This is a genomic window from Natrinema amylolyticum (assembly GCF_020515625.1).
Taxonomy (GTDB): Archaea; Halobacteriota; Halobacteria; order Halobacteriales; family Natrialbaceae; genus Natrinema; species Natrinema amylolyticum.
Map to the genome: position 1 here is coordinate 89,955 of NZ_JAIWPJ010000002.1, position 21,231 is coordinate 111,185.

At 66.8% G+C, this 21,231-nt stretch carries 21 protein-coding genes and 1 pseudogene; 11 read left to right on the forward strand and 11 right to left on the reverse strand.

Annotated features, from left to right (window positions below; translation table 11 throughout):
• Positions 1 to 10: 10 nt before the first annotated feature.
• The gene (locus LDH66_RS10650; protein ID WP_226481061.1) at positions 11 to 1,282 is read right to left on the reverse strand and encodes a TrkA C-terminal domain-containing protein; all 1,272 of its coding nucleotides are present in this window, start codon (positions 1,280 to 1,282) and stop codon (positions 11 to 13) included.
• A 52-nt stretch (positions 1,283 to 1,334) separates the two neighbouring features.
• Positions 1,335 to 2,609 (reverse strand): DUF8167 domain-containing protein, encoded by a 1,275-nt coding sequence (locus tag LDH66_RS10655; RefSeq protein ID WP_226481062.1) that lies wholly within the window; start codon positions 2,607 to 2,609, stop codon positions 1,335 to 1,337.
• 194 nt (positions 2,610 to 2,803) lie between these two features.
• Here LDH66_RS10655 and LDH66_RS10660 point away from each other — a divergent pair.
• Both LDH66_RS10660 and LDH66_RS10665 read left to right on the forward strand, forming a co-directional pair.
• A pseudogene (locus LDH66_RS10660) lies at positions 2,804 to 2,968 on the forward strand (universal stress protein); the annotation flags it as partial.
• An 84-nt stretch (positions 2,969 to 3,052) separates the two neighbouring features.
• Positions 3,053 to 4,240, forward strand: a complete 1,188-nt coding sequence (locus tag LDH66_RS10665) for an NAD-binding protein (protein ID WP_226481063.1) — start codon at positions 3,053 to 3,055, stop codon at positions 4,238 to 4,240.
• Between the two features lie 379 nt (positions 4,241 to 4,619).
• On the opposite strand, the gene LDH66_RS10670 is transcribed toward LDH66_RS10665, so the two are convergent.
• On the reverse strand, positions 4,620 to 6,047 hold the full coding sequence (locus tag LDH66_RS10670; RefSeq protein ID WP_226481064.1) for an HPP family protein: 1,428 nt from the start codon (positions 6,045 to 6,047) through the stop codon (positions 4,620 to 4,622).
• A 494-nt stretch (positions 6,048 to 6,541) separates the two neighbouring features.
• Complete coding sequence (deoC, locus tag LDH66_RS10675; RefSeq protein WP_226481065.1) at positions 6,542 to 7,177, reverse strand: deoxyribose-phosphate aldolase; 636 nt, start codon at positions 7,175 to 7,177, stop codon at positions 6,542 to 6,544.
• Between the two features lie 72 nt (positions 7,178 to 7,249).
• On the opposite strand from deoC, the gene LDH66_RS10680 reads away from it, so the two are divergent.
• From LDH66_RS10680 to LDH66_RS10700, 5 genes are all read left to right on the forward strand, one after another.
• Positions 7,250 to 8,251 carry a ribose 1,5-bisphosphate isomerase gene (locus tag LDH66_RS10680; RefSeq protein ID WP_226481066.1) on the forward strand — a complete coding sequence of 334 codons (1,002 nt, stop codon included), beginning with the start codon at positions 7,250 to 7,252 and terminating at the stop codon, positions 8,249 to 8,251.
• A 116-nt stretch (positions 8,252 to 8,367) separates the two neighbouring features.
• Positions 8,368 to 9,189: a DUF63 family protein gene (locus LDH66_RS10685; RefSeq protein WP_226481067.1), complete on the forward strand. Its 822-nt coding sequence runs from the start codon at positions 8,368 to 8,370 to the stop codon at positions 9,187 to 9,189.
• A 77-nt stretch (positions 9,190 to 9,266) separates the two neighbouring features.
• Entirely contained in the window at positions 9,267 to 10,151 is an 885-nt protein-coding gene (locus tag LDH66_RS10690; RefSeq protein ID WP_226481068.1) for an ATP-dependent ribose-1-phosphate kinase, read from the forward strand.
• A gap of 140 nt (positions 10,152 to 10,291) precedes the next feature.
• On the forward strand, positions 10,292 to 10,594 hold the full coding sequence (locus tag LDH66_RS10695; RefSeq protein WP_226481069.1) for a HalOD1 output domain-containing protein: 303 nt from the start codon (positions 10,292 to 10,294) through the stop codon (positions 10,592 to 10,594).
• A 114-nt stretch (positions 10,595 to 10,708) separates the two neighbouring features.
• On the forward strand, positions 10,709 to 11,437 hold the full coding sequence (locus LDH66_RS10700; protein ID WP_226481070.1) for a guanosine phosphorylase: 729 nt from the start codon (positions 10,709 to 10,711) through the stop codon (positions 11,435 to 11,437).
• Positions 11,438 to 11,509: 72 nt separating this feature from the next.
• Here the strand turns inward: LDH66_RS10700 and LDH66_RS10705 are convergent, their stop codons facing one another.
• Together LDH66_RS10705 and LDH66_RS10710 are read right to left on the reverse strand one after the other, a co-directional pair.
• Positions 11,510 to 13,813 carry an amino acid permease gene (locus LDH66_RS10705; protein WP_226481071.1) on the reverse strand — a complete coding sequence of 768 codons (2,304 nt, stop codon included), beginning with the start codon at positions 13,811 to 13,813 and terminating at the stop codon, positions 11,510 to 11,512.
• The gene (locus LDH66_RS10710) at positions 13,806 to 14,246 is read right to left on the reverse strand and encodes a universal stress protein (RefSeq protein WP_226481072.1); all 441 of its coding nucleotides are present in this window, start codon (positions 14,244 to 14,246) and stop codon (positions 13,806 to 13,808) included. The genes LDH66_RS10705 and LDH66_RS10710 overlap by 8 nt, the downstream gene beginning before the upstream one ends.
• A gap of 260 nt (positions 14,247 to 14,506) precedes the next feature.
• On the opposite strand from LDH66_RS10710, the gene LDH66_RS10715 reads away from it, so the two are divergent.
• A complete protein-coding gene (locus LDH66_RS10715; protein ID WP_226481073.1) occupies positions 14,507 to 15,265 on the forward strand; it encodes an Lrp/AsnC family transcriptional regulator in 759 nt (252 codons plus the stop codon).
• A 37-nt stretch (positions 15,266 to 15,302) separates the two neighbouring features.
• Here the strand turns inward: LDH66_RS10715 and LDH66_RS10720 are convergent, their stop codons facing one another.
• Positions 15,303 to 16,106: an HNH endonuclease gene (locus tag LDH66_RS10720; protein WP_226481074.1), complete on the reverse strand. Its 804-nt coding sequence runs from the start codon at positions 16,104 to 16,106 to the stop codon at positions 15,303 to 15,305.
• A 166-nt stretch (positions 16,107 to 16,272) separates the two neighbouring features.
• On the opposite strand from LDH66_RS10720, the gene LDH66_RS10725 reads away from it, so the two are divergent.
• Positions 16,273 to 17,013 (forward strand): amphi-Trp domain-containing protein, encoded by a 741-nt coding sequence (locus LDH66_RS10725; RefSeq protein ID WP_226481075.1) that lies wholly within the window; start codon positions 16,273 to 16,275, stop codon positions 17,011 to 17,013.
• A gap of 24 nt (positions 17,014 to 17,037) precedes the next feature.
• Here LDH66_RS10725 and LDH66_RS10730 read toward each other — a convergent pair whose 3' ends face one another.
• Positions 17,038 to 17,775: a DUF547 domain-containing protein gene (locus LDH66_RS10730; protein ID WP_226481076.1), complete on the reverse strand. Its 738-nt coding sequence runs from the start codon at positions 17,773 to 17,775 to the stop codon at positions 17,038 to 17,040.
• A 117-nt stretch (positions 17,776 to 17,892) separates the two neighbouring features.
• Between LDH66_RS10730 and LDH66_RS10735 the strand changes: the two genes are divergently transcribed.
• On the forward strand, positions 17,893 to 18,912 hold the full coding sequence (locus tag LDH66_RS10735; protein ID WP_226481077.1) for an AI-2E family transporter: 1,020 nt from the start codon (positions 17,893 to 17,895) through the stop codon (positions 18,910 to 18,912).
• Between the two features lie 21 nt (positions 18,913 to 18,933).
• Here LDH66_RS10735 and LDH66_RS10740 read toward each other — a convergent pair whose 3' ends face one another.
• The 3 genes from LDH66_RS10740 to LDH66_RS10750 all read right to left on the reverse strand — a co-directional run bounded on the left by LDH66_RS10740 (position 18,934) and on the right by LDH66_RS10750 (position 20,644).
• Complete coding sequence (locus LDH66_RS10740; protein ID WP_226481078.1) at positions 18,934 to 19,461, reverse strand: winged helix-turn-helix transcriptional regulator; 528 nt, start codon at positions 19,459 to 19,461, stop codon at positions 18,934 to 18,936.
• A 277-nt stretch (positions 19,462 to 19,738) separates the two neighbouring features.
• On the reverse strand, positions 19,739 to 20,074 hold the full coding sequence (locus LDH66_RS10745) for a YbjQ family protein (protein ID WP_226481079.1): 336 nt from the start codon (positions 20,072 to 20,074) through the stop codon (positions 19,739 to 19,741).
• A 135-nt stretch (positions 20,075 to 20,209) separates the two neighbouring features.
• Positions 20,210 to 20,644 (reverse strand): SPW repeat domain-containing protein, encoded by a 435-nt coding sequence (locus LDH66_RS10750; RefSeq protein ID WP_226481080.1) that lies wholly within the window; start codon positions 20,642 to 20,644, stop codon positions 20,210 to 20,212.
• A 238-nt stretch (positions 20,645 to 20,882) separates the two neighbouring features.
• On the opposite strand from LDH66_RS10750, the gene LDH66_RS10755 reads away from it, so the two are divergent.
• A complete protein-coding gene (locus tag LDH66_RS10755) occupies positions 20,883 to 21,230 on the forward strand; it encodes a DUF7471 family protein (RefSeq protein ID WP_226482003.1) in 348 nt (115 codons plus the stop codon).
• Position 21,231 lies beyond the last annotated feature (1 nt).

The following is a 21,231-nucleotide window of genomic DNA, read 5'->3' on the forward strand; positions in this document are numbered from 1 at the left end:
GGGCAAGTAGCTACCGCTCCTGTGTCCGTTCCCGCTCCCGCCCCGGTTCTCGATCGGCGTCCGCGTCCACGTCCGGATTCCGGTCCGATTCCTCGCTTCGCTCCGCCGCTTGGACCAGCGTCCGCTCAGTCACTCGGCGAAGCGCCTCCGGGCGACCGAGCACGTAGGCGACGTCCCCGGCGGCGAGTCGCACGTCGCCGGCCGGCAGCGGCAGCCGCTCGTCGCCGTCGTCGGCCTCGTCAGTCTCGCGCTCGAGCGCGAGCACTAAGACCGGCAGCGAATCGATCGGCACGTCGACGAGCGGGTCGTCCGACGCGACCGAGACGGTCGTGACCGTCTCGTCGGCCGCTCGGAGCAGGGAGACGAGGTCTCGCTCGGCGTCCGGGCTGCCCGGCAACGTCACGAGCCGATAGCCGCGCCCGGGCTCGAGGTCGCGGGCGTCGTCGGCGTCAAGGGCGACGGTCGTAGTGTCGTCGGCGGTCGCCCGCAGTTCGCCGCCGGCGACCCGTCGAGCGATACCCCCCTCGTCGTCGCGCGCCCAGATTCGGACCGCGTCGCCCGGACTGGCGTCGGCCGCGGGGTCGCCGGTCAGGGCGACAGCGACGGTCCCCGGCGCGAGCGTCGGCCCGATCCCCGCCGGTCGACTCCCGACGGCGAGGTACTCCACCGTCCCGCCTGCGGTGAGGTCGACGTCGACGTGTCCGATTCCGAAGTCGCGCTCGAGGCGAGCGATCAGCCGCTCGCGCAGCTCCTCGACGGTGAGCCGACGCGGGAAGAGGAACGTCTGGCCCGCGAGTTCGGTCTTGACCGACTCGTCGACGGCGTCGTAGCCGTCGATGTCGCCGATCTCGTCGGGCAGTTCGACGCTGACGACGCGGCCGGCCGAGCGAACGAGCTGCGTGACCTCGGTGATCGTCCGCGGGGTCGCGACCATGAACACGTCCAGCGCGAGGTAATCCCCGAGCCGTCGCCCCGCGTCGGCGGCGATCGCACTGGCGACGAACGCGGCAATGGTGAAGACGGCAGTGGTCGGCTCGGTCAGCCCGGTGTTACCGATGATCGCCTGTGACAGTGTGCTCTGGGTGTTCAACCAGATCGCGACGATGGCGACGCCGACGAGGACCGCGACGCCCTCCGGGATTTCGTCGGCGCTGTACCAGCGGTAGAGAAACGCCACGCTTGCTCCCGCGCCGGCCGCGAGCGCTGCGAAGCCGAGGATCCGGGCGACGGCTTCGAAGAGCGTTTCGGTGGGGACGAGCTGGGCGACGACGGGATCGATCACGCGCGATCACCGCCGTCGGTGGGACTGCCGTCTCCGGCGCGGTGCCGGCCGTTCATCGCGCGATCGCCTCCGCGAACGCCTCGGTCGCGTCGTCCGGCCCCGCGACGAACGCCTCGTCGCCGGCCTCGAGTCGCCGTTCGATGCCGGGGCCGAACACCCAGCCGTGGCGACGGCCGCTCGTCTCGCTGCCGTGCCGTCGCACCGCGAGGACCGTCACGTTCGCCGGCGACTCGGTCGTCTCGAGGCCGGCGGTCTCGTCCGCACCGGTCGCCCCGACGGTGAATCGGCGGATAGCGTACCCCTCGCGTTTGACCAGCGCGAGCGCCTCGAACTCGCGGCTCGTTCCGCGAGACCGCACGACGAGACGCGGCGACTCGACCTCGAGGATCGGTTTCACGTCCCGCCGCGCAACGGCGACGGTCACGCGGCCCGGGCCGCCGGCGGTCGACGTATTCGGCTTCGGATCGGCGATCGCGGGTTCGGTGTCTTCCCCGCCGTCGGTCGCCACCGCTTCGTCCGGTGTGTCGGACGCAGCGGCTGCGGCGCGTTCGTCGTCGATATCGCTCCGGGCGCTCAGGACCGTCCCGGTAATCGATCGCTCGCCGGCCCGGACGGTCACCTCGTCGCCTCGGTCGACCCCCGTAGGAACGAGCGTCGCGATCGAGACGGCGCGCTGGCCCGCCGGTACGCGTCGCGAGAGGCTGCCGGACGGCGGTGCCGCGACGATCGTCGCTCGCGCCTGTTCGTCGATCGCGACGTCGACGTCCGCGAGGTCGTGGTCCGTCCGTAGCCGTTCCTCGAGCCGGGCCTCGAGTTCCGAGAGGGGGAGATCGGCCGGCAGTTGCCACGAGCCGGCCTTCAGTGACTCCCGGAGGTCGGGCGAGAGCGGCGGGTACCCCTCCATGTCGCGGACCTCGCCGGTCGGGCGGACCGTGACCTGACCGACCGAGCCGACGAGTTCGACGACGTCGGCCGAGAGGGTCCGCTGTCGGAGGCGGGTAAAGGAGAGCCGGCGGGGGAGTTCCGCCCCGAGCTTGTCGCCCTGACTGTGCGCGTAGAGCGCGAGCATGAGGACGATCAGCACGGCGACCAGCAGTCGCGGTGACTGAGCGATCGTCGGTTCGACGAGGCCGAGCAGTCCGCCCTGGACGCTGGCGATCGAGAGCGCGAGAACGACCACACCGAACCCGGGCAGCGTGACGCCGGTGAAGTACCGCACGAGAAAGCCCAGCGAACCGGCGACGAACGCGGGGACGATACCGGTCAGGAGCCCGAGATAGAGCCCGAGCAGCACTTCGATCAGCAGGTCGACCGGAAGCGATTGCATTGTGGGACGGTGGGCCGGACTCGTTAAATCAGCACCGACACGGGCATCGACGACCGGCGTCTCCGCCGGTCCGGATAGTCCGATCGGTCCGAATACGGGTTTTTGCGCGCTCGAGCCGTAGGGATCGCATGCGCATTCGGATCCAGTACTACGACCTGGTCCTCATCGGGATCCTGTGTAGTTTGCTCCTGGGCGTCACTGTCGGCCGTCCCGCGCGAGCGATCGTCACCCGCGCCGACGATTACGACGCGGTCGTGATGGGGAGTCACGGCGGTGATATGATCGGTCGGTTATTCGTCGGCGACGTCGCCAGGACCGTGTTCGAGCGCTCGCCCGTTCCGGTGACCGTCGTCCGCTGATCGGGTTCGATGACTGATACGACGCCCGTTTCGGACGGAATCGAGACGGAGACGTTTAACTAACACCGCCGCCCAGCGGTGTGTATGGCTGACGACCGGTCGCTTCGAGCGCGACTCCCGGAGAACTGGCGGCGAGTGCTCACCACTCGAGCGGCCGTCGTCCTCGTCTTGCTCGTCGCACTGCTCTCGGTCGCCACCGCGGTCGTCAACATCGGGACGAACGCCGTCGGCGGCCCGCTCGCCGAATACGTTCCCGGAGCCGTCCAGAGTGCTGCCGCCTTCACGGGTGCGCTCACCGGGTTCATGATGGTCGGCAGCGCGCTCGCGCTCCGGCGCGGCCTTCGGACGGGCTGGTGGGCGACCCTGTTCTTGCTCCCCTTGACCGCGGCACAGGGGCTCCTCCAGTCGAGTCCGTACTCGCTCCCGCTGGTCGTCCTCTCGATCGTTTCGATACCGATACTGCTGCTCACCCGCAAGCGGTTCGACAAACCGCTCTCCCTGTCGACGACGCAGATCGCGGCCGGCGCGTCGCTCGTCGGCGTCCAGCTGTACGGCACCATCGGCGGCTACGCCCTCCGGGAGCACTTCGACGGCATCAGAACGATCCTCGACGCCTTCTACTTCACGCTGATCACCTCGAGTACGGTCGGCTACGGCGACGTGACGCCGCGGCCGGAGTCGGTTCAGGGGATACTGTTTACGATGTCGGTGCTCGTCCTAGGCGTCGCCAGTTTCGGTATTGCCATCGGGGCGCTCGTCGGCCCGGCCATCCAGGCCAGAATCTCAAAAACACTCGGAAAGATGAGCGAATCACAACTCCAACTCCTCGACGAGCACATCCTCGTGCTCGGCTACGGCGAACTGACGGAACCGATCGTCGACGAACTCGCGGATCACGGCCGGGAGTTCGTCGTCGTCACCAGCGACCGCGAGGCCGCAACGGCGCTCACCGATCGCGGCATCTCGGTCGTCAAGGGCGACCCGAGCGACGAAGAACCGCTCCGCCGCGCGAAGATCGACCGCTCGGCCGCGATCCTCGTCGCCACGAACCACGACGCCGAGGACGCGCTGACCGTCCTCACTGCCCGCGAACTCGCCCCGAACACGCGGATCGTCGCCGCCGCAACCGACCGCGAGAACACGAAGAAACTCGAGCGCGCCGGCGCGGACGCCGTGATCAGCCCGTCGATGCTCGGCGGCCACCTGCTCGTGCGGTCGGCGCTCGGCAGCGACGAGAGCGGGTTGATCGACCGGATCCTCGAGCGCGAGTGAGATCCCCGAGGAGTGCGTCGAACGAGTTTCGATCGGCTCGAATTGGAAGGGACACGCTCAGTGCAGCTGATCTACGTCTCACTTCGGACTCGTCGATGACATGCGATGGCGCGCTGTCGGCCGACCGAGCGATAGTGAGGTCGGCCGCCGATACTGCGCGAGGGATGAGCGAGCGACTGTAGGGAGCGAGCGAATCGGCTGGGGAGGACGTGGCGATTCCATGCCGCCACGATAGCAGGACGCTTGCTATCACCGGTAGTGTTCGGGCCAGGGTATCGATGTGGGCTCCTCTATCTCCGAAATCCGAGCTTTCTATTCGCAGACTTACGTACCGAATTGAGATATCACCTTCCACATCTATTCACATCACTTATCATTGTTAGCGACGTCGGCCGCGGTGAACGATCGCCACGTCGGCCTCGAGATCGCTGAGTTTCCGGAACGTCGGCGGGGAGACGAACCGCGAGGCGGCCGACCGATCGGTGCTCGAGCCCACGAAACAGACGTCGTACCGGGGGGCGGCCCGACTGAGATAGGATTCGACCGAGGCGGTGGCGACGTGCGTCTCGAAGCGCCCCGAGAACGCGTCGACGAGATCGGCGAGCGTGCTCTCGGCCGATCGCCGTCGCGATTCGCTGTCGATACAGGTACAGACGCCGACCGTGCGCCCGGCCTCGGTCACCCGGATCGCGAAGTCGAGCATCGCGCGAGCGGTGTCGCCGGCACCGCGGACCGCCACGAGGCTGTCCCGCCACCGCCGTCGCGGAGCGCCGTTCGAACGGAACGCGATCACGTCGATCTCGCTGTCGAACAGCCCGGTGATGAACGACGAGAGCCCGCCGCGCTCGCGTTCGGCGTACGGCGTGACGATGAGATCGCAGTTCTGCTGGCGCGCGGTCTGGAGGGTGAGGCCGGCCGAGAGTCCACTGTCGGCCGCGACCACGACCTCGCAGGGAACGTCGTACGCCGTCTCGAGATCGGCCGCGAGCGACTCGAGGCGGCGAGCGGCGTCGCTGGCCGCGCGTTCGGTGGGGTCCGTCGCCGTCTCCTCGTCGCTCTCGGCGGACTCCTCGTGGGTCTGCTCGGCCTCGTCCTCGTCGACGACGTCGAAGAGGACTACCTTCCCGGCCTCGTGGGCACCGGCGATCGACGCGGCGAAGCGGGCGACCGTCTCCTCGCCGTCGCCCATCGGAACGAGCACGTGATCGTCCCCGCTCGTCGTCCCGTAGAGATACCGCGCACGTTTCTCGTAGAAGCGATCCCGCCAGAGGACGAACGCGCTCGCGACGAACGCGCTCGAGACGACGATGCCCAGGACGTAGGCCAGTTGCGCGTTCCCGGTGACGAGCACGAGCAGGGCGGTGGAGAACGCCGTCGGTACCTCGAGGTCGAGCGCCCAGGTGCAGACGCCGGTGAAGAAGACGGCGAGGGCGGCCCCGGACGCGCTGGCTCCGCCGCCGTCCAGGCCGATCGCGGCCGCGAGCGCGAACGCGAGCCACCCGCAACACGCCCCGGCGGTCATCCCGCCGACGAACTTCCACGGCGTGGCGTACTTGCCCTCCGGATCGGCGAACAGCGTGTACGTTCCGGACGCGAGCGGCGGGAACAGCAGGAACGAGATCGCCGCCGTCATATTCGCCAGCCACGTCACCGCGGCGATCAACAGGGGGACGAAGACGAGCACCGAGACGTGCAGGAGGTTCCCCGTGTGCTCGAGCCATCGGACGAACGCGTCGAGTTCGCGTCGCTCCAGCCGACGGAGTCGCCTTGCGAGTGCGCGAAAGTGTGCGCGCACCTGCTCGAGCATGGGGTTTCGTTGTTCCCGGAGCGACCAAAACTGTTCGGCTTCGCTCGAGAGGAATAGCCGAAGGCGTCGGCACGTACGTGTGCGGGTCGAGCACAACTCGACTATTGACTCCGTCTCCAGTCCTCCGGTAGACGCCGCCAGAGTGGCATAAATATACCATAGAACGACCCTACGACGACGATGACTGCTATTACAGCTAACTCTGCGCCTGTCATTTGTAGAACATCGAAAGCGAAACGGAGGACAACGAGGACTCCGAGTCCCCAGATGGCAAGGGCTACCCGGTGCTTCAGGGACAGACCCGATTCCGGAAACATATATTGATACGCTCACTCCACGACCCTAAATTTTGGCGAGATAGTACTGGTGTTTCATAACGCCCCTCAGGCGTATCCGTTCAAAATGCGTTTCGCTCGGTCTAATGGCTGCACTTATCGTTGGATCCCGATCGAACCGTGCGGACGGGTTCTGATCACTGACACCGTGCAGTCCGGCTACTCCGGAGCCCCCTCGAGAATGTCGACCCCGTTCGAGGCCCCGATCCGCTCGGCGCCGGCCTCGAGCATGGCGACGGCATCCTCGTAGCTGCCGATCCCGCCGCTGGCCTTGACGGGAAGGAAGTCGCTCATGAGTTCGACGTCATCGATCGTGGCGCCGCCGTCCGCGAATCCGGTCGCGGTCTTGACCATCGCGGCGTCGGCCGCGACGGCGGCCTCGCAGGCGCGTCGTTTCTCGGCGTCGGTCAGCAGCGGGGCCTCGATGATCACCTTGACGGGGATCGGGACGGCGGCGACCAGTTCCTCGAGTTCGGCTTTGATCGCGTCGTCCTCGCCCGCTTTCAGCCGACCGACGTTGATCACGACGTCGAGTTCGTCCGCGCCGTCTTGCCAGGCGGCGACCCCTTCCGTCCGTTTCGCGTCGGGAGCGTGCTGCCCGTGGGGGAACCCGATCACCGTCGCGAGGGTGACGTCGGGGGCGTACTCGGTCGCCAGTTCGACCGCGTACGGCGGGATACAGGCGTTCATGCCGTATTCGTCGGCCTCGTCGAGGACGGTTCGAACGTCGTCCGGCGTCGTCTCGGGGCCGAGAACCGTGTGATCGATCAGGGGGGCGAGTTCGCTGCGGTCCATACGCGGAGCGACTCGGCGGACGGGGAAAAAGCCGCCCGGTCACTTTTTGCTTGGGACATGAAATCACTTACCATGGGTGATGTCGATCCCTGCATCGTGCCGGCCGTCGAAGCCACTGCCGACGATATCGCCGCGATGGAGATCCGCGGCGCGGCGACGATCGCCGACGCGGCCGCGGCGGCGCTCGCGACCCAAGCCGACCGCTCCGCGGCCGAGAGCCCGGCGGCGTTCCGACGCCAACTGCGGGCCGCTGCCAGAACGCTCTACGAGACGCGGCCCACCGCTGTCAGTCTCCCGAACGCCCTCCGATACGTGCTCCGAGGAATGGACGGCGAGACCGTCGCCGACCTCCGGGCGTCGACCATCGCCCGCGCCGAGACCTTCCGTCACGATCTCGAGCGAGCCCAAGAGACGCTCGGCGAGATCGGCGCGAACCGGCTCCGGGACGGCGACGTCGTGCTGACCCACTGTCACTCGACGGACGCGCTCGCCTGCATCGAGGCCGCCCTCGAGGCGGGCAAGGAGGTCGAAGCGATCGTCAAGGAGACCCGGCCCCGCAAGCAGGGACACATCACGGCGCGTCGGCTCCGCGAGCGGGGGGTTCCGGTGACGCTGATCGTGGACAGCGCGGCCCGTCGGTATCTGGACGGGGCGGATCACGTGCTAGTGGGGGCCGACAGCATCGCGGCCGACGGCAGCGTGATCAACAAGATCGGGACGAGCGGTCTCGCGGTCAACGCCCGCGAGCGGGGCGTTCCGGTGATGGTCGCGGCCCAGACGATCAAACTGCACCCGGACACGATGACGGGCCACACCGTCGAGATCGAACTGCGCGACGAGCGCGAGGTGCTCTCCGACGAGGACCGAGCGACGATCGCCGGCGGTGGTGGCGAGGACGGCGACGAATCCACCGAAGACGACGAACTACGTGTCGACAACCCCGCCTTCGACGTGACGCCGGCGCGGTACGTCGACGCGATCGTCACCGAGCGCGGCCAGTTCCCGCCGGAGAGCATCGTGACACTCATGCGAGAACTCTTCGGCGAGACGACCGACGAACCGTGGGCGGTCTGAGCCGCCGGCTCTCGGTCACGTACCCCTCATTCGCCGCCAATAGCGAGCGATCGTTTCACTGGTCCGAATATTCGATGATCGGAAAGTGTTAGTTACTGGTGTGAGCTATTGGCTCTATGGTATTACCCGAGGGGTTCGTCGTCCCGCCCTGGTACCTGTTGGTACCGGTCATCGTCATCCTCGGCAGCGTCGTCGCGCTGTTGTGGGCGCTCGAGCCGCCGGTGACCGATCGAACGGTCATCGCGTTCGCCCCGTGGATGATGTTCGGTGCGACTCTCCACGTTCTCTACAAGCTGGCCGCGTTCCCGCCGAGTATCGAGTCGCTGTTTACCGCACCGATGGTATACGGGGTGACGGCGATCGTCGCGGGGGCCGTCTGGATCGTCGCCGTCTTCCTCCACGTCGGCGGGCTCCAGCGAACGATCTCCCGGTTCGTCGGAATCGCCGGAACGGCGTTTTTCACCGTTTTCGCCTTCTTTGCGATCTTTCTCAGCGCCGAGACCGGGACTATCACGCCGTTCTGGCCGGTCATCGCCGTCGTCGTCGCCGGCATCGTCACCGCGGTCGCCTGGGTCACACTGAGTCTCTGGTTCACCGACGTCGCGGCGACCACGGGCGCGACGGGGGCGCTCGTCGTCTTCGGGCACACGTTAGACGGCGTCACGACCGCGATCGGCTACGACGTCCTCGCAGCCAGTGAGGACGTGCCGCTCTCTCTGTTGCTCCTCGAGGCCGGCGAGGCGCTGCCGACCGCCGAGTACATCGGTGCCGGCTGGCTGTTCGTCCTCGTCAAGGTCGCCCTCGCGATGGTCATCCTCGGTCTCTTCCGCGAGTACGTCGAGGAACAGCCCCAGCAGGCCCGGACGGTCCTCGCGTTGGTCGCCGCGGTCGGCCTCGGGCCGGCCGTCCACAACACGCTGCTGTTCACCGTCGGCTGAGCCGCGAGTTCCCGCGACCGGACGCCCCGCCGTCACCTAGATTTTTGCCGCTCGAGGCCGTCTTCCCGGAGCATCGAATGGATTCGGTCACGGTACTCGCTGCCGGCCACGTCAACTGGGACGTGACCCTCCGCGTCGACAGGTTCCCCGAACCCGACGGCGAGGCGTCGATCCGATCGCAGCGTCAGTCCGGCGGCGGCAGCGCCGCCAACGTCGCCGCCGCGCTCGCCGGGCTCGAGGTCGAGACCGGGCTGATCGGCAGCGTCGGGGACGACGATCACGGGCTGCTCGCCCGTCGCGAACTCGAGGCCGCGGGCGTCTCGCTGTCCGGCGTGCGCGTGGTCGAGGGGGCCGAAACGGCCGTCAAGTACCTCCTTGTCGACGAGACGGGCGAGGTCGCGATACTCGGCAACGACGGGGTCAACGAGGCGGTCACGCCCGACGGGATCGAGTCGGAGCGGGTTCGAGCGGCCGATCACGTTCACCTCACGGGGCAACGGCCCGAGACGGCCGCTGCGATCGCACGGATCGCGAGCGACGCGGGGATTTCCGTCAGTTTCGACCCCGGCCGTCGACTCGGGGACCGAGAGTACGACGAGGCGCTCGCGCTCGCGGATATCGTTTTCGTGACCGACCGGGAAGCGACGGGGCTGTTCGGGGACGATCGGACCGACGCGATCGACGACGGGATCGTCGTCGTCACCTGCGGAGCCGACGGCGCGGAAGCGTACGCGCCGGACCGGACCGTCGTTCACGCGGGGTTCGACGTCGACCCCGTCGACACCGCCGGTGCGGGCGACGCCTTCGCCGCCGGCTTTCTCGCGACGTGGCTCGAGGGAGGCGATATCGACCGCGCGCTCGCGTATGGAAACGCCTGCGGTGCGCTGACCGCGGGCCGAGACGGCGCACGGAGCGCGCCGACGATCGCGGCGGTCGAGGACGTTCTCGCACGCCGAGCGTGACCGGTGAGTTCATATGGGTCTCGTGAACTCGCGACTGGTCCGCAGTCCTGCGATTCTCACCGGGTGTCGTCTGACGGTAGTTATATGCGTGGGGACGTTGGCCACTCGAGTAGATAGTCACGATCTCGTGACTGAGAGACATGACGGAAGGAAGGGTAAACGACTCGCACGGATGCGGTCTCAGACGGCCGGTCCGATACGAGCGACAAGCAGATGAACCGCCGAGTATCGCCGCTGCGATGGCACTGGCCCAGTATTTCGGTGACGATATCACTGGGACCAGTACGCAGCTCTACGATTACATCGATCCGGACGCACTCGACAGCCTCTTCGCCGAGACGAACCGCGGCAATGACCGGGCGACGGGGCTAGTCGAGTTCGAGATCGATGACGCGGTGGTCACGATCCGACCCGAGCGCGTCGACGTCCGTCCGACCGACTGACGGTCGGCGGTCGGGTCGTCGGTCCGACGCGGGGGACGGGATGGCGTCGAGGATCGCCGGACGAGTCGGTCGCTCCTCGAACCTTTTTTCTCACCGCCCGCGGAATCCGCTGGTATGGCGACGCAGCCACACTTGTTGGTCGACGACGGTGACCTGACGGATATCGCGCTCATTCCGGGCGATCCCGGACGGGTCGACCGCATCGCTGACCACTGCGACGAGTCGGAGACAATCACACAGAACCGAGAGTACAAGATCGTTAACGCCGCCTACGAGGGCCGTGAGCTGACGATCTGTTCGACCGGGATCGGCTGTCCTTCCGCCGCGATCGCGATCGAAGAGATGGCTAACGTCGGCGTCGAGACGTTCGTCCGCGTCGGGACGACCGGGGCGCTCCAGTCGGGAATCGAGATCGGCGACATGATCGTCGCGACCGGCGCGGCGAAAAACGAGGGGACGACCAAGCGCTACGAGGCCGCCGAGTACCCCGCCGTGCCGGACTACGACGTGCTGTCGGCGTTAGTCGACGCCGCCGAGGCGAACGACGAGGCCGTCCACGTCGGTCCGATCGCCTCCGACGACGCCTACTACGCCGAGACCGACGAGGCCGTCGACGACTGGGAGGCCGCCGGCATGCTCGCCGTCGAGATGGAGGCCGCCGCCGTCTTCTCGCTGGCCCGCCGCAAGGGCCTGCGCGCCGGCGCGATCTGTACCGTCGACGGCAACCTGGTCGAAGGCACGCAGAAGGGAACCGACACCGAAGACGACGAACTCCCCGAGAAGGCCAAGAACAACGTCGGCCGCGCGATCGACCTCTCGCTCGAGGCCGCGACCCAGCTGTAGCGGTTCGACACGACCCGGCCGTCGCGGTTAGACGCGACCCGATCCGACCGTCGGGGGTCGAGCGACGGCCCGTTACTCCTCGTCTCTCGAGCGACCGAACAGCCGTTCGCGTAGCGATCGATCGGTCGGTCGCTCGGCGAGCAGCACGGAGCACTCGAGGTCGTCGACGACGTCGAAGACGAGCGAGCCCCGGATGAGTCGGGAGAGGAGGCCGCGTTCGGTCGCGCCGATGATCACGAGCGTCTCGTCGGCGGCCTCGCGGGCGATCGCGCTCTCGACGTCGCCGGAGGTGTCGACCGTCAGCACGGCGTCCCCGATGTCGTGATCGGCGGCCCACTCAGTGAGGAACGCCTCGCCGGCCTCACGCTCGCTCTCGTCGTCGACGACGTGGAGCAGGTCGATCGAGGCCCCCGTCGCCGAGCGCAGCGCGCTCGCGATTTCGGCGCTGAGTTCCGAGTCCGGGCCCCCGGCGGTCGGCAGGAGGATCCGGCTGGGATCGTAGCCCCGGTCTTTCAACACGAGGACGTCACACGGGAGGTCGTGGGCGAGTTCGTCGAGCGGTTGCTCGGCGCGACCGGCGGCCCATGGCCGGTCCTCGCCCCACCCCATCACGACCTGATCGGCGTCGTGCTCGCGGGCGGCGTCGAACACCTCCTCGAACGAGCGGTGAGAGACGATCGTCGTCGTCTCGATCGGCGCGTCGTACTCCGCCGCGTGTTCGCGCGCCTGCTCGAGCAGTTTCGCGGACTCGGCGTCGATCCGCTCGAGCTGTTCGGCACCGCGCTCGAGCGGCGTCTGGTCGGGGACCTGTACGACGTGGACCGCGTGGACGACGCCGTCCCGTTCGGCGGCGAGCGTACTGGCGAACTCGATCAGGTGTCGCTCGGTCCGGGGGTTGGCCAGCGGGACCAGCACGCGGTACTCGCCCGAACCGTCTGGTCTGGCCGCACTGGCCGCCGAGACTGCGACGTCCGGCATCTCCTCGGCGCGCTCGAGGATGTACTGGCCGAGGACGCCCTGTCGCGGCGTCCTCGAGCGCGCGTACAGCGCGTACCACACGACCGCGACGGCGACGAAGGCGAGGCTCAATCCGATCTCGATCGGATCCATGAAGCCGATGAGCCCGAAGGAGAGCACCGCGCCGAGGATCGGCGTCACCGGATAGAACGGCACTCGGAAGTCTGGGTCGTAGTCGGGCACGTCCGCCTGCCGGAACGCGATCAGCGCGAGATTCATCAGGCCGTAGACGATCAGGTGGAGCACGCTCGCCGCCTTGGCCAGGATCTCGAGGTCCTGCCCGAGCGCGACGATGAACACGATGATGACGCTGCCGGTCAGCAGGATCGAACGGTACGGAGTCGCGTACGTGGGGTGGATCTCGTTGAGCCTGTCGGTGACGATCTTGTCGCGGCCCATCGCGAAGTTGATGCGGGCGGACGAGAGGATCGACGCGTTGGCGCTCGAGGCCGTCGCGAGCATCGCCGCAAGCGAGATCAGCGTCACGCCGACCGCGTCGAGGACGGGGATCCCGGCGAACGTGATTTCGGCGACCTGCGAAACGGGGACGCTGTCGTCCAGCGCGCTCCAGGGGACGATGCCGACCATCGTCCCGACGAGGATCGCGTAGATCAGCGTCACGACGGCAACGCTGCCGATGACGGCGATCGGCAGATTTCGACCGGGATCTTTCAACTCCTCCGCGACGGTCGCGATCTTCGCGTAGCCGAGGAAGGAGACGAAGACGAGGGCGGTTCCGGGGAGGACCGCGCCGTACCCCTGATCGGTCGGCGCGAAGCCGTCGGTCGTCAGCGTCCCCCAGTCGAAGTGAAGGAAGCCGGTCGCGGCGAACACGGTGAGAATGCCGAGCAGGACCGTGACGATGACAGTCTGGACGCCACCGGTCTCCTTCGCGCCCACGTAGTTGACGCCGACGAACAGCAGTCCGGCGATCAGCGCGCCGAGTTGGATGTCTGAAACCGCGAACAGGCCGGCCTCGAGCGTCGGCAGGGCGAGCATCGTCCCGGCCAGCAGATCGGTGAGATAGCCACCGAAGCCGATACAGTAAAACGCCGAGGCGAAGGCCAACCCCATCCAGTCACCCATGCCGGAGATCGAACCGAACAGCGGGCCGAGGCCCCGGTTGACGTAGTAGTAGCCGCCCCCGGCTTTCGGCATCGCCGTCCCGAGTTCGCTCACCGCGAGGGCGTTGACCATCGCGATCGCGCCGCCGATGACGAACGAGACGACGACGATCGGACCGGCCTCCTGAGCGGCAGCGCCGGGGAGGACGAAGATACCCGCGCCGATCATCGTCCCCATCCCGATCGCGAGCGCGGACAGCAGCCCCAGGTCCTTGGCGAGTTCGTCGTCACTCATCGGTATCCCCCGGCGGAAGGACGAGCAGCGGTCGATCGGTGTTCGAGAGCAATTTCTGTGCGACGTCCCCGGAGAGTAACTTCTTCCACCGGCTCGCGCCGCGGGGAGTGAAGACGATCGACGTCGCGTCGAGCCGCCGGGCGTGTTCCAGTATCGCCGTCGCGACGTCGGTCCCGTACAGGATTTCGGTCTCGAGGACGACGGGTTCGTCGGCCAGTTCGGTTTCGACGCGTTCGAAGATGCGTTCGGCACGTTCTTCTCGCTGTTCGACGCCGGCTTTGTCGGGAGCGCCACCGGCTTTCTCGATGACGTGGACGACGTGCACTGCTGATTCGTGGTCGGTGATCTCTCGCAGGATCGCCTGCGACGTGTTCTCGGCGTCTCGCTCGCTCGCGATCGGGACGAGGACCGTCTCGAAGAGGGAGCTAGCCATCGGCCCGCCCTCCGTTTCGATCGACCCCGAACGAGTCCTCTCCTGCGGATAGCGCCGTCCCTCCCGAAATCGCCGCTCCCACTGCGAACTGATACGCGCTCATCAGTCCGACCCTTCCCCCGAAGAAGCATAAAATACTCGATCGGATTACTGATAGCTTAATTTCGAAGAGATATATTGCGCATTACTGAAATTAGACATTTTTCTTATAGTTGGGCGAATCAGCGCAGCATATAGCGGAGGACGCGCTACCATCCGGTATGGACGCCCGACTCGACGAGATCGATCGACGAATCATCTACGCGCTGATGGACGACGCTCGAACCATCTCGGCCCCGACGATCGCGGAGGAAGTGAACGTCTCTCCCGGAACGGTTCGAAACCGGATCGCACAACTCGAGGACAACGGCGTGATAACCGGCTATCACGCGAACATCGATTTCGAACGAGCGGAGGGCCATCTCACGAACCTCTTCATGTGCAACGCTCCCGTCTCCGAGCGCGAATCGATCGCGCAACAGGCGCAGATAATCCCCGGCGTGATCAACATCCGAGAGTTGCTGACCGGCCGCCGGAACCTGCACGTGCTCGCGGTCGGGACCGACACCGAGGACCTCCGTCGGATCGCCCGGTCCCTCTCGGACCTCGGGCTCGAGATCGAAGACGAGGTCCTCGTCCAGAACGAAACGACGCAAGCGTACGCGCCGTTCGGCCCCGGAAACGAGACACGAGAGGCCATGCTCACGGACTTCATCAGCCTCTCGGGCGACGCCGAGGTCGCCGAGGTAGCGGTCGATCGAGACGCCCCGATCGCCGGCATGAGTCTCCAGGAAGCGGCCCGTCGCGAAACGTTCACCGACGATACGCTCGTCATCGCGATCGAACGGGACGATACCGTCCTGACGCCCCACGGCGACACGACGATTCGACCGGACGACATCGTCACGGTCTTCTCCCGCGACGGCGTGACCGAGGAAACGATCACGAACTTCCGCTCGAGCGAACCCACCGACACCTGACGATCGCGCACCGCGAACGGCCGACCGGCGCGGTCCGCTACGCCGTGAGCCGCTCGGCCAGCGTCGTCGTCCGGTCGGTCAGCGTCTCGGTCGTCTCGGAGGCTCCCTGGAGCCGCTCGTTGATCGTCGCGAACAACTGCTCGAACGCGAGCGTGCCGTCGTCCTCCCGCCACGCTGCCGTCTCGCGAGCCGCGAGTCCGCAGGTCGCACACGTTTCCCCCTCGAGCGGGTCGAAACAGCCCTGACACCGATCGAAGCCGAGCGCGACCGTTTCGTTCAGAGCGATGACCTCGCGCAGCGTCGATTGCAGGTCGGCCGCGGTGTCGGAAAAGGCCGCGAGCGCCCGTTGAATCGCCGGATCGTACGCGTCGTCGTCGAGCGCGGCGAGTCGCTCGAGTCGGGCGTCGACGACGGCGACGGCGAGCAGAATGTCGCGTCTGACTCGGCGGTACTCCGACACCGATTCGCCGACGTCGGCGTCGGTCCCCTCCTCGAGGGCGGACTCGAGGGTCGACGGGAGCGACGTCGCGAGCGACGCGAAGTCGGCGACCGCCGAGATGGTCGTCCCCTGCAGTCGGGTGGTCTCTCGGACGAGGTGAAACAGCTCGTCGGTCGCGAGCGGGTCCGTCGCCCGCGGAGACTCGAGCGTCGCAAAGCACTCGTCGCAAACCGTAACGAGCGCGCTCTCGTGAACATCGCCTTCGAGAGGGACGTCGCCGACGGGGTAGGCGCGGAGCGTCGCCGGTTCGTCGTCGCCGCCGTCGGTCCCGCAGTGGCGACACGTGAACGCGTCGCGGTCGAAGACGGCCTCTCGGTCGGCGCGCCAGTCGCGTGAAGTCACGGGCGAGCGAAGACAGCGCGGCGACAAAAACGCTCCGACAGTCCGCGCGGTCGACGCCCGTTGCGATCTCGAACGGACGGTCCGTTCCGCTCCCGAACGGACGGCCAGTTGCTATCCCGCACGGGCAGTGCGAAATATTAACTCGCAGTCGGCCGTACGCTCCCCTATGAGCGACTCGCCGGACGATACGGACCGACCGGAGGAATCGGACGCGGTCGACGGGGACGAGTTCGAACTCGAGCGGGCGTACGACCGCGCGGAGCTCGCCGCCGTCTTCCGCGAGTTCGCGACTGCTTTCGAATCCGGGCGGCCAGTCCGCCTGAACGGCGAGGACCGGACCGTCAGGATCGCCGTCCCGGAGCGCGTCGTCGCCGAGTTCGAGGCCGAGTGCGATTCCGACGCCGAGCCGCCGGTCGGCGAACTGGAGGTCGAACTCGAGTGGGACGATCCCGACGGCTCGAGCGTTCGCGTCTCCGATCTCGACTCGAGCGCCGAGTCCACCGAGTCGGCCGAGTCTTCCGAGACCGCTTCGGTCGACGAGTCCGCCGAACGCGGTGCGGAGGCGGACTCGGCGGACGTCGATCCCGCGGCGGCGGTGATGCCCCTCGAAGGAATCGCGGACCGCGGCGACGGCGAGGGCGAGGACGCCGGCGAGACGGACGAAACGGCGGTGACGGCCGACGAGGAGGCCGACGCGACTGCCGACCGGACGGCCGACTCCGGCCGGACCAGCCGCTTCGAGGTCTACGAGGACAAGGGCGGTCAGTGGCGCTGGCGGCTCGTCCACTGGAACGGGAACATCGTCGCCGACAGCGGCGAGGGGTACAGCTCGCGATCGAACGCCGAACGAGCGGCCCGGAGCGTGATGCGCAGCGCACCGACGGCGAGCATTCAGCGGCTCGAGTAAGCGCGCCGACGGCCCCTCGGCGAACTACGGCCGAACGTCGTCGGCCTCGAGATCCACGTCGAGCTCCGCGGAGTGGTCGACCCGCTCGTACTCGAGCGCGGGTGTGGTACCGTTCGGGACGGCGTTGTACTCTCGGAGGAAATCGACGATCCCGCGTTTGCCGCCGAAATCACCGCGGTACTGCCGGAACAGTCGCGGGACCGTCGCGGTGTTTTCCGCGTCGTCGTAGCTGACGTTCTCCTCGAGGAACCACTCGATCGCGATATCGAGCTCTTCGTCGACGTCTCGCGGCGAGTAGACCGCGATCGGCGGGCAGTGTTCGAGGCCGTGTCCCAGCGCGAAGTGGATCCGCGGATCGCACTCCGCGAGGCGGAACCGGCGTTCGAACGAGGAGGGAAACAGCCGCGGGAGGTAGCCGAAACCCCACGGCTGCTTCGAACTGCGGAGCAGCCCGTGTTCGATATCGTTGAGGCTCAGCCAGACCCCGCTCACGGGGATCTGATCGCGCGCGAAGAACTTCCAGCTGTCGAGGAGTCCGCCCTCGCCCAGGTCGGGCTCTTCCTCCTCTAACAGCAACTGGGCGTAGGCGTTGTAGCAGTTGAGCCAGAACGAAAGTTTGCTCTCGCGGCTGGCGAGCGCCCGCTCCAGTTGCGATCGCTCGACCGACGCCAGGTGCTCCCGCAGCGGATCGGCGTCGCCCTCGGTCTTGACCGTATACAGGAGATCGGCCGAGAGCGAGAGGGGATCGAGCTGAGTCGACATTCGGTTCGAAATTCACGAAGCAGACCCTTGAAGCCGTGTGACGGGTACACACGACAGTCCGGAGTGGAGACAGGTTCAGGCCGTGGTTTTATGCCGATGTGACCGGAAATAATGGGCGTGAATCTCAGCAAGGGATTTCTTCTCGTCCTCGTCGCCCTCTTTGCGTACCTCTCGTTACTGCTCGTCCTCCCGTTCTCCCAGTACATCCTCGGTGCGATCCTCATCGCGTACGTCCTCTATCCCGTCCAAGAGCGCCTCGAGCGGCAGGTGTCGCCGGTGATCGCCGCGGGCGTACTCGTCTTGCTCGCGGTTGCCGGCTTCGTCGTCCCGCTCATCGTCATCGTCGCGGCGGTCGCCAGTGACGCCCGGCGGCTCCTCGAGCAGGTCAACACCGACTCGCTGGAGATGAGCGAACTCGAGCGGGCGATCGAGGAACAGACCGGACAGAGCGTCGACCTGCCGTCGGTACTCGCCGACACCGCACAGAATATCGGGTCGGTAGTGCTCGGTCGCTCGACCGAGTGGTTCAGCGCGATCACGCACGTCCTGATCGGACTGGGACTCGCCATCTTCCTGCTCTACTATCTGCTCAAGGACGGCGACGATCTCCTGGCCTGGATGCGGGACCTGACGCCGCTTCCGGACGACGCGCAGGACGATTTCTACCAGCGACTGGACGAGGTCATGTGGGCCGTCCTCGCCGGGCACGTCCTGATCGCGATCATCCAGGGGTCCATCGCCGGACTCGGACTGCTCGCGACCGGTATTCCGAACGCCGCGTTCTGGACGTTCATCATGATCATCCTCTCGCTGATCCCGTTGATCGGGTCGTTCTTGGTGTGGGGGCCGGCCGTGATCTACCTCTTCCTGACCGGCGAGCCGCTGCTCGCCGCGGGACTGCTGGGATACAGCGTGATCGTCGTCGGCCTCTCCGACGACTACCTCCGGCCCGTCATCGTCGATCGCTACGCCGAACTCAACCCCGCCGTCATCATCCTCGGGGTCCTCGGCGGTGTCTACGCCTTCGGCGTCATGGGGCTGTTCTACGGCCCCGTCGTCCTCGGCGCGCTGATCGCGACGCTCTCGGTCATGAACGACCACTACGACCGACTCGAGAACGAACCGGGAATGCAGTAAGCAGAAGCGGCGAGTCGCGCCCTACTGTGACTCCCGCGTGCCCGCGAGCAACTCGTCGACAAGCCGCGTGAACCGATCGACGAGTCGGTCCGGCACCGTCGGCGTCACCGTCGTCAGCAGCCGGCCCGTCGCTTCGGGCTCCGCGAGTTCGAGGATGACTCGGTTTCCCTCGTCGTAGCGCTTCTCGACGAGGCCGTGCTCGACCAGCCGATCGACGTGATACTCGAGCGTGCTGCGAGCGATGTCGAGGGCGTCGGTGATCGCTCCGGGGCCGGCCGGCTCGTGCTCGATCAGGTAGACGACGATCTCGCGGGCGGTTTCCCGACGGAACAGCGCCAGTGCGGCCCGTTCCCACTCGTCGTACGTCGGCGGGTAGTAGTGGGTGCGGCCGTAGAACTCCTCGCGGACGAGTCGCCCGTTCTCGCGCAGCCGCCGGACGTGATACTGGACTTGCCCCGGCGCGAAGTCGGACTCTCTGACGAGTTCGTTGAAGTGGACGCCGGCGTTCGCGCCGATGTGTGCTTGAATCTGTTGTCGAGTGTCGGTCATTGCTCTTCCATGGTGGGCCCTACTGGGACGTACCCGTTGCTAGCACCAGGGCGTATATAACGGGTTTCGCGCGTTCCCAACCCTCGGGAACGTTGGGCACGAGTTCGCAGATGATAACTGCGGCTGACGACGAGCCGCGCTCTCCGAGTATCGTTCGCTCGAGTGTGAGCCCCGGGTTCGCGAGCGGCGATCGTCCCGAAACCGATACTGGTACGACGCATACGGCTCCAGCGATCCCGGTCGCCGTCGCGAACGCAGCGGTGAAAATGACCCGTCGCTACTCGTCCGAGCGGCGCGTCTCGACGGCGGTTCCCGAGAGGTTGACCCACAGCATTCCCTCTCCCATCTCCTCGTAATCGAACGTCGCGCCGACGACGGCGTCGGCACCCAGCTCCGCCGCCTCGGCCTCGAGGTCGGCGATCGCTTCCGTTCGCCCCTTTTCGATCTTCTTCTCGTAGGAGCCGCTCCGTCCGCCGACGACGTCCCGGATGCCGGCGGCGATGTCGCTGACGACGTTCGCACCGATGACCGCTTCGCCCGAAATCACTCCGCGATACGCCGTTACCTCTCGTCCCTCGAGACCGTCCGTCGTCGTGATCGTGACTTCCGTCATGCACGGTCGCCTACGCTCGAGTACGATATAAACGGTGAGTGGGAGTTACAGTCTCGGCATACCGTGGCTGGATATATCTCTGTCCCGTTCAGAGTCGACTCGACCCGCTCGCATCGAAAAAAGCGACCGTTCGGTTCAGGCTCGAGCCCGGGTCTGTTCGGGCGTGTCCGCCTTCCTGTTCGCGTAGGCGTTGTAGGCCGAGAGGGCGGCGACGGCCAGCCCGGAGATCGCGGTCCCGGTCGCGAGTTCGTTGCTCCCCATTTCGATGAAACTGGGTGAAACGAGCGCCCACAGGCCGAGCAGGACGGCCAGCGATGCGACGCCGACGCTCGCCAGCCGATCCTTCGACAGCCGGTAGAAGTTGTAGCCGGCGGTCAGGAAGATCGCCGTCCCGACGAGCGTGTCGTTCCAGATCGCCGCGTCCGTGGACTCGAGGATGAACGGCGAGGCGACGATGTAGAGCCCGATTAGCGCGACGAGGGCACTCACCCACTGCATCGCGTCCGTGTTCAGGGCATCGTAGTCGGTCCGAGCGTTCCGGCCGGTTTCGGTATTCGGTGTGTCACTCATGTTTTCCTCACGTCACGATAGCCCCCTTTCGAGTAAAACGAGCGTGCCTGCACCTGTCGGGACGTCCGGTATTAGCGGTTCTGACCCTGTTATTCCCCCGTCTCGAGACGAATTTGCCGAGCGGTCAGCGTCGGTCGATCCGGACGGGGCGTCGGTGCGATGGCGATCCGAGTCGTCTCCCGCCGGGAGACACCGAAGCGAATAGGTGGACGTCCGCCCGAGTACGGGTATCGATTGCATGGTGCTCGCACTGTCGATCGCCGGCGAGTGGCTGGATCCCCAACTCGCGCCCGTTCTCGTCTGCGTGATCGCTCTCGCAGTGCTGGGAACGACGGTGTTGTTCGTCGCCGGCGTCGTCGCTTACTCCCGGCGTCGGACGCTCCGTTATCTGCTGATCACGGTCGTCCTCGGCGTGCTCGTCGTCCGCTCGGTGACCGGGCTGGGAACCGTCCTCGGACTCGTCCCGATGACGGTCCACCATCTCGTCGAGCATGGCTTCGACTTCCTGATCGCGGTGATCGTCCTCTATGCGGTCTACCGGAGCGGACCGACGAGCGACGGGTTCGATACCGAATCGGACGACTAGC

Bases quoted from the DNA above. Each gene is read 5' to 3' on its own strand.
- LDH66_RS10655 (WP_226481062.1), bottom strand. From the start codon at position 2,609: ATGCAATCGCTTCCGGTCGACCTGCTGATCGAAGTGCTGCTCGGGCTC.
- LDH66_RS10665 (WP_226481063.1), top strand. From the start codon at position 3,053: ATGGCTGACGACCGGTCGCTTCGAGCGCGACTCCCGGAGAACTGGCGG.
- LDH66_RS10670 (WP_226481064.1), bottom strand. From the start codon at position 6,047: ATGCTCGAGCAGGTGCGCGCACACTTTCGCGCACTCGCAAGGCGACTC.
- deoC (WP_226481065.1), bottom strand. From the start codon at position 7,177: ATGGACCGCAGCGAACTCGCCCCCCTGATCGATCACACGGTTCTCGGC.
- LDH66_RS10680 (WP_226481066.1), top strand. From the start codon at position 7,250: ATGGGTGATGTCGATCCCTGCATCGTGCCGGCCGTCGAAGCCACTGCC.
- LDH66_RS10685 (WP_226481067.1), top strand. From the start codon at position 8,368: ATGGTATTACCCGAGGGGTTCGTCGTCCCGCCCTGGTACCTGTTGGTA.
- LDH66_RS10690 (WP_226481068.1), top strand. From the start codon at position 9,267: ATGGATTCGGTCACGGTACTCGCTGCCGGCCACGTCAACTGGGACGTG.
- LDH66_RS10695 (WP_226481069.1), top strand. From the start codon at position 10,292: ATGACGGAAGGAAGGGTAAACGACTCGCACGGATGCGGTCTCAGACGG.
- LDH66_RS10700 (WP_226481070.1), top strand. From the start codon at position 10,709: ATGGCGACGCAGCCACACTTGTTGGTCGACGACGGTGACCTGACGGAT.
- LDH66_RS10705 (WP_226481071.1), bottom strand. From the start codon at position 13,813: ATGAGTGACGACGAACTCGCCAAGGACCTGGGGCTGCTGTCCGCGCTC.
- LDH66_RS10710 (WP_226481072.1), bottom strand. From the start codon at position 14,246: ATGGCTAGCTCCCTCTTCGAGACGGTCCTCGTCCCGATCGCGAGCGAG.
- LDH66_RS10715 (WP_226481073.1), top strand. From the start codon at position 14,507: ATGGACGCCCGACTCGACGAGATCGATCGACGAATCATCTACGCGCTG.
- LDH66_RS10725 (WP_226481075.1), top strand. From the start codon at position 16,273: ATGAGCGACTCGCCGGACGATACGGACCGACCGGAGGAATCGGACGCG.
- LDH66_RS10730 (WP_226481076.1), bottom strand. From the start codon at position 17,775: ATGTCGACTCAGCTCGATCCCCTCTCGCTCTCGGCCGATCTCCTGTAT.
- LDH66_RS10740 (WP_226481078.1), bottom strand. From the start codon at position 19,461: ATGACCGACACTCGACAACAGATTCAAGCACACATCGGCGCGAACGCC.
- LDH66_RS10745 (WP_226481079.1), bottom strand. From the start codon at position 20,074: ATGACGGAAGTCACGATCACGACGACGGACGGTCTCGAGGGACGAGAG.
- LDH66_RS10750 (WP_226481080.1), bottom strand. From the start codon at position 20,644: ATGAGTGACACACCGAATACCGAAACCGGCCGGAACGCTCGGACCGAC.
- LDH66_RS10755 (WP_226482003.1), top strand. From the start codon at position 20,883: ATGGTGCTCGCACTGTCGATCGCCGGCGAGTGGCTGGATCCCCAACTC.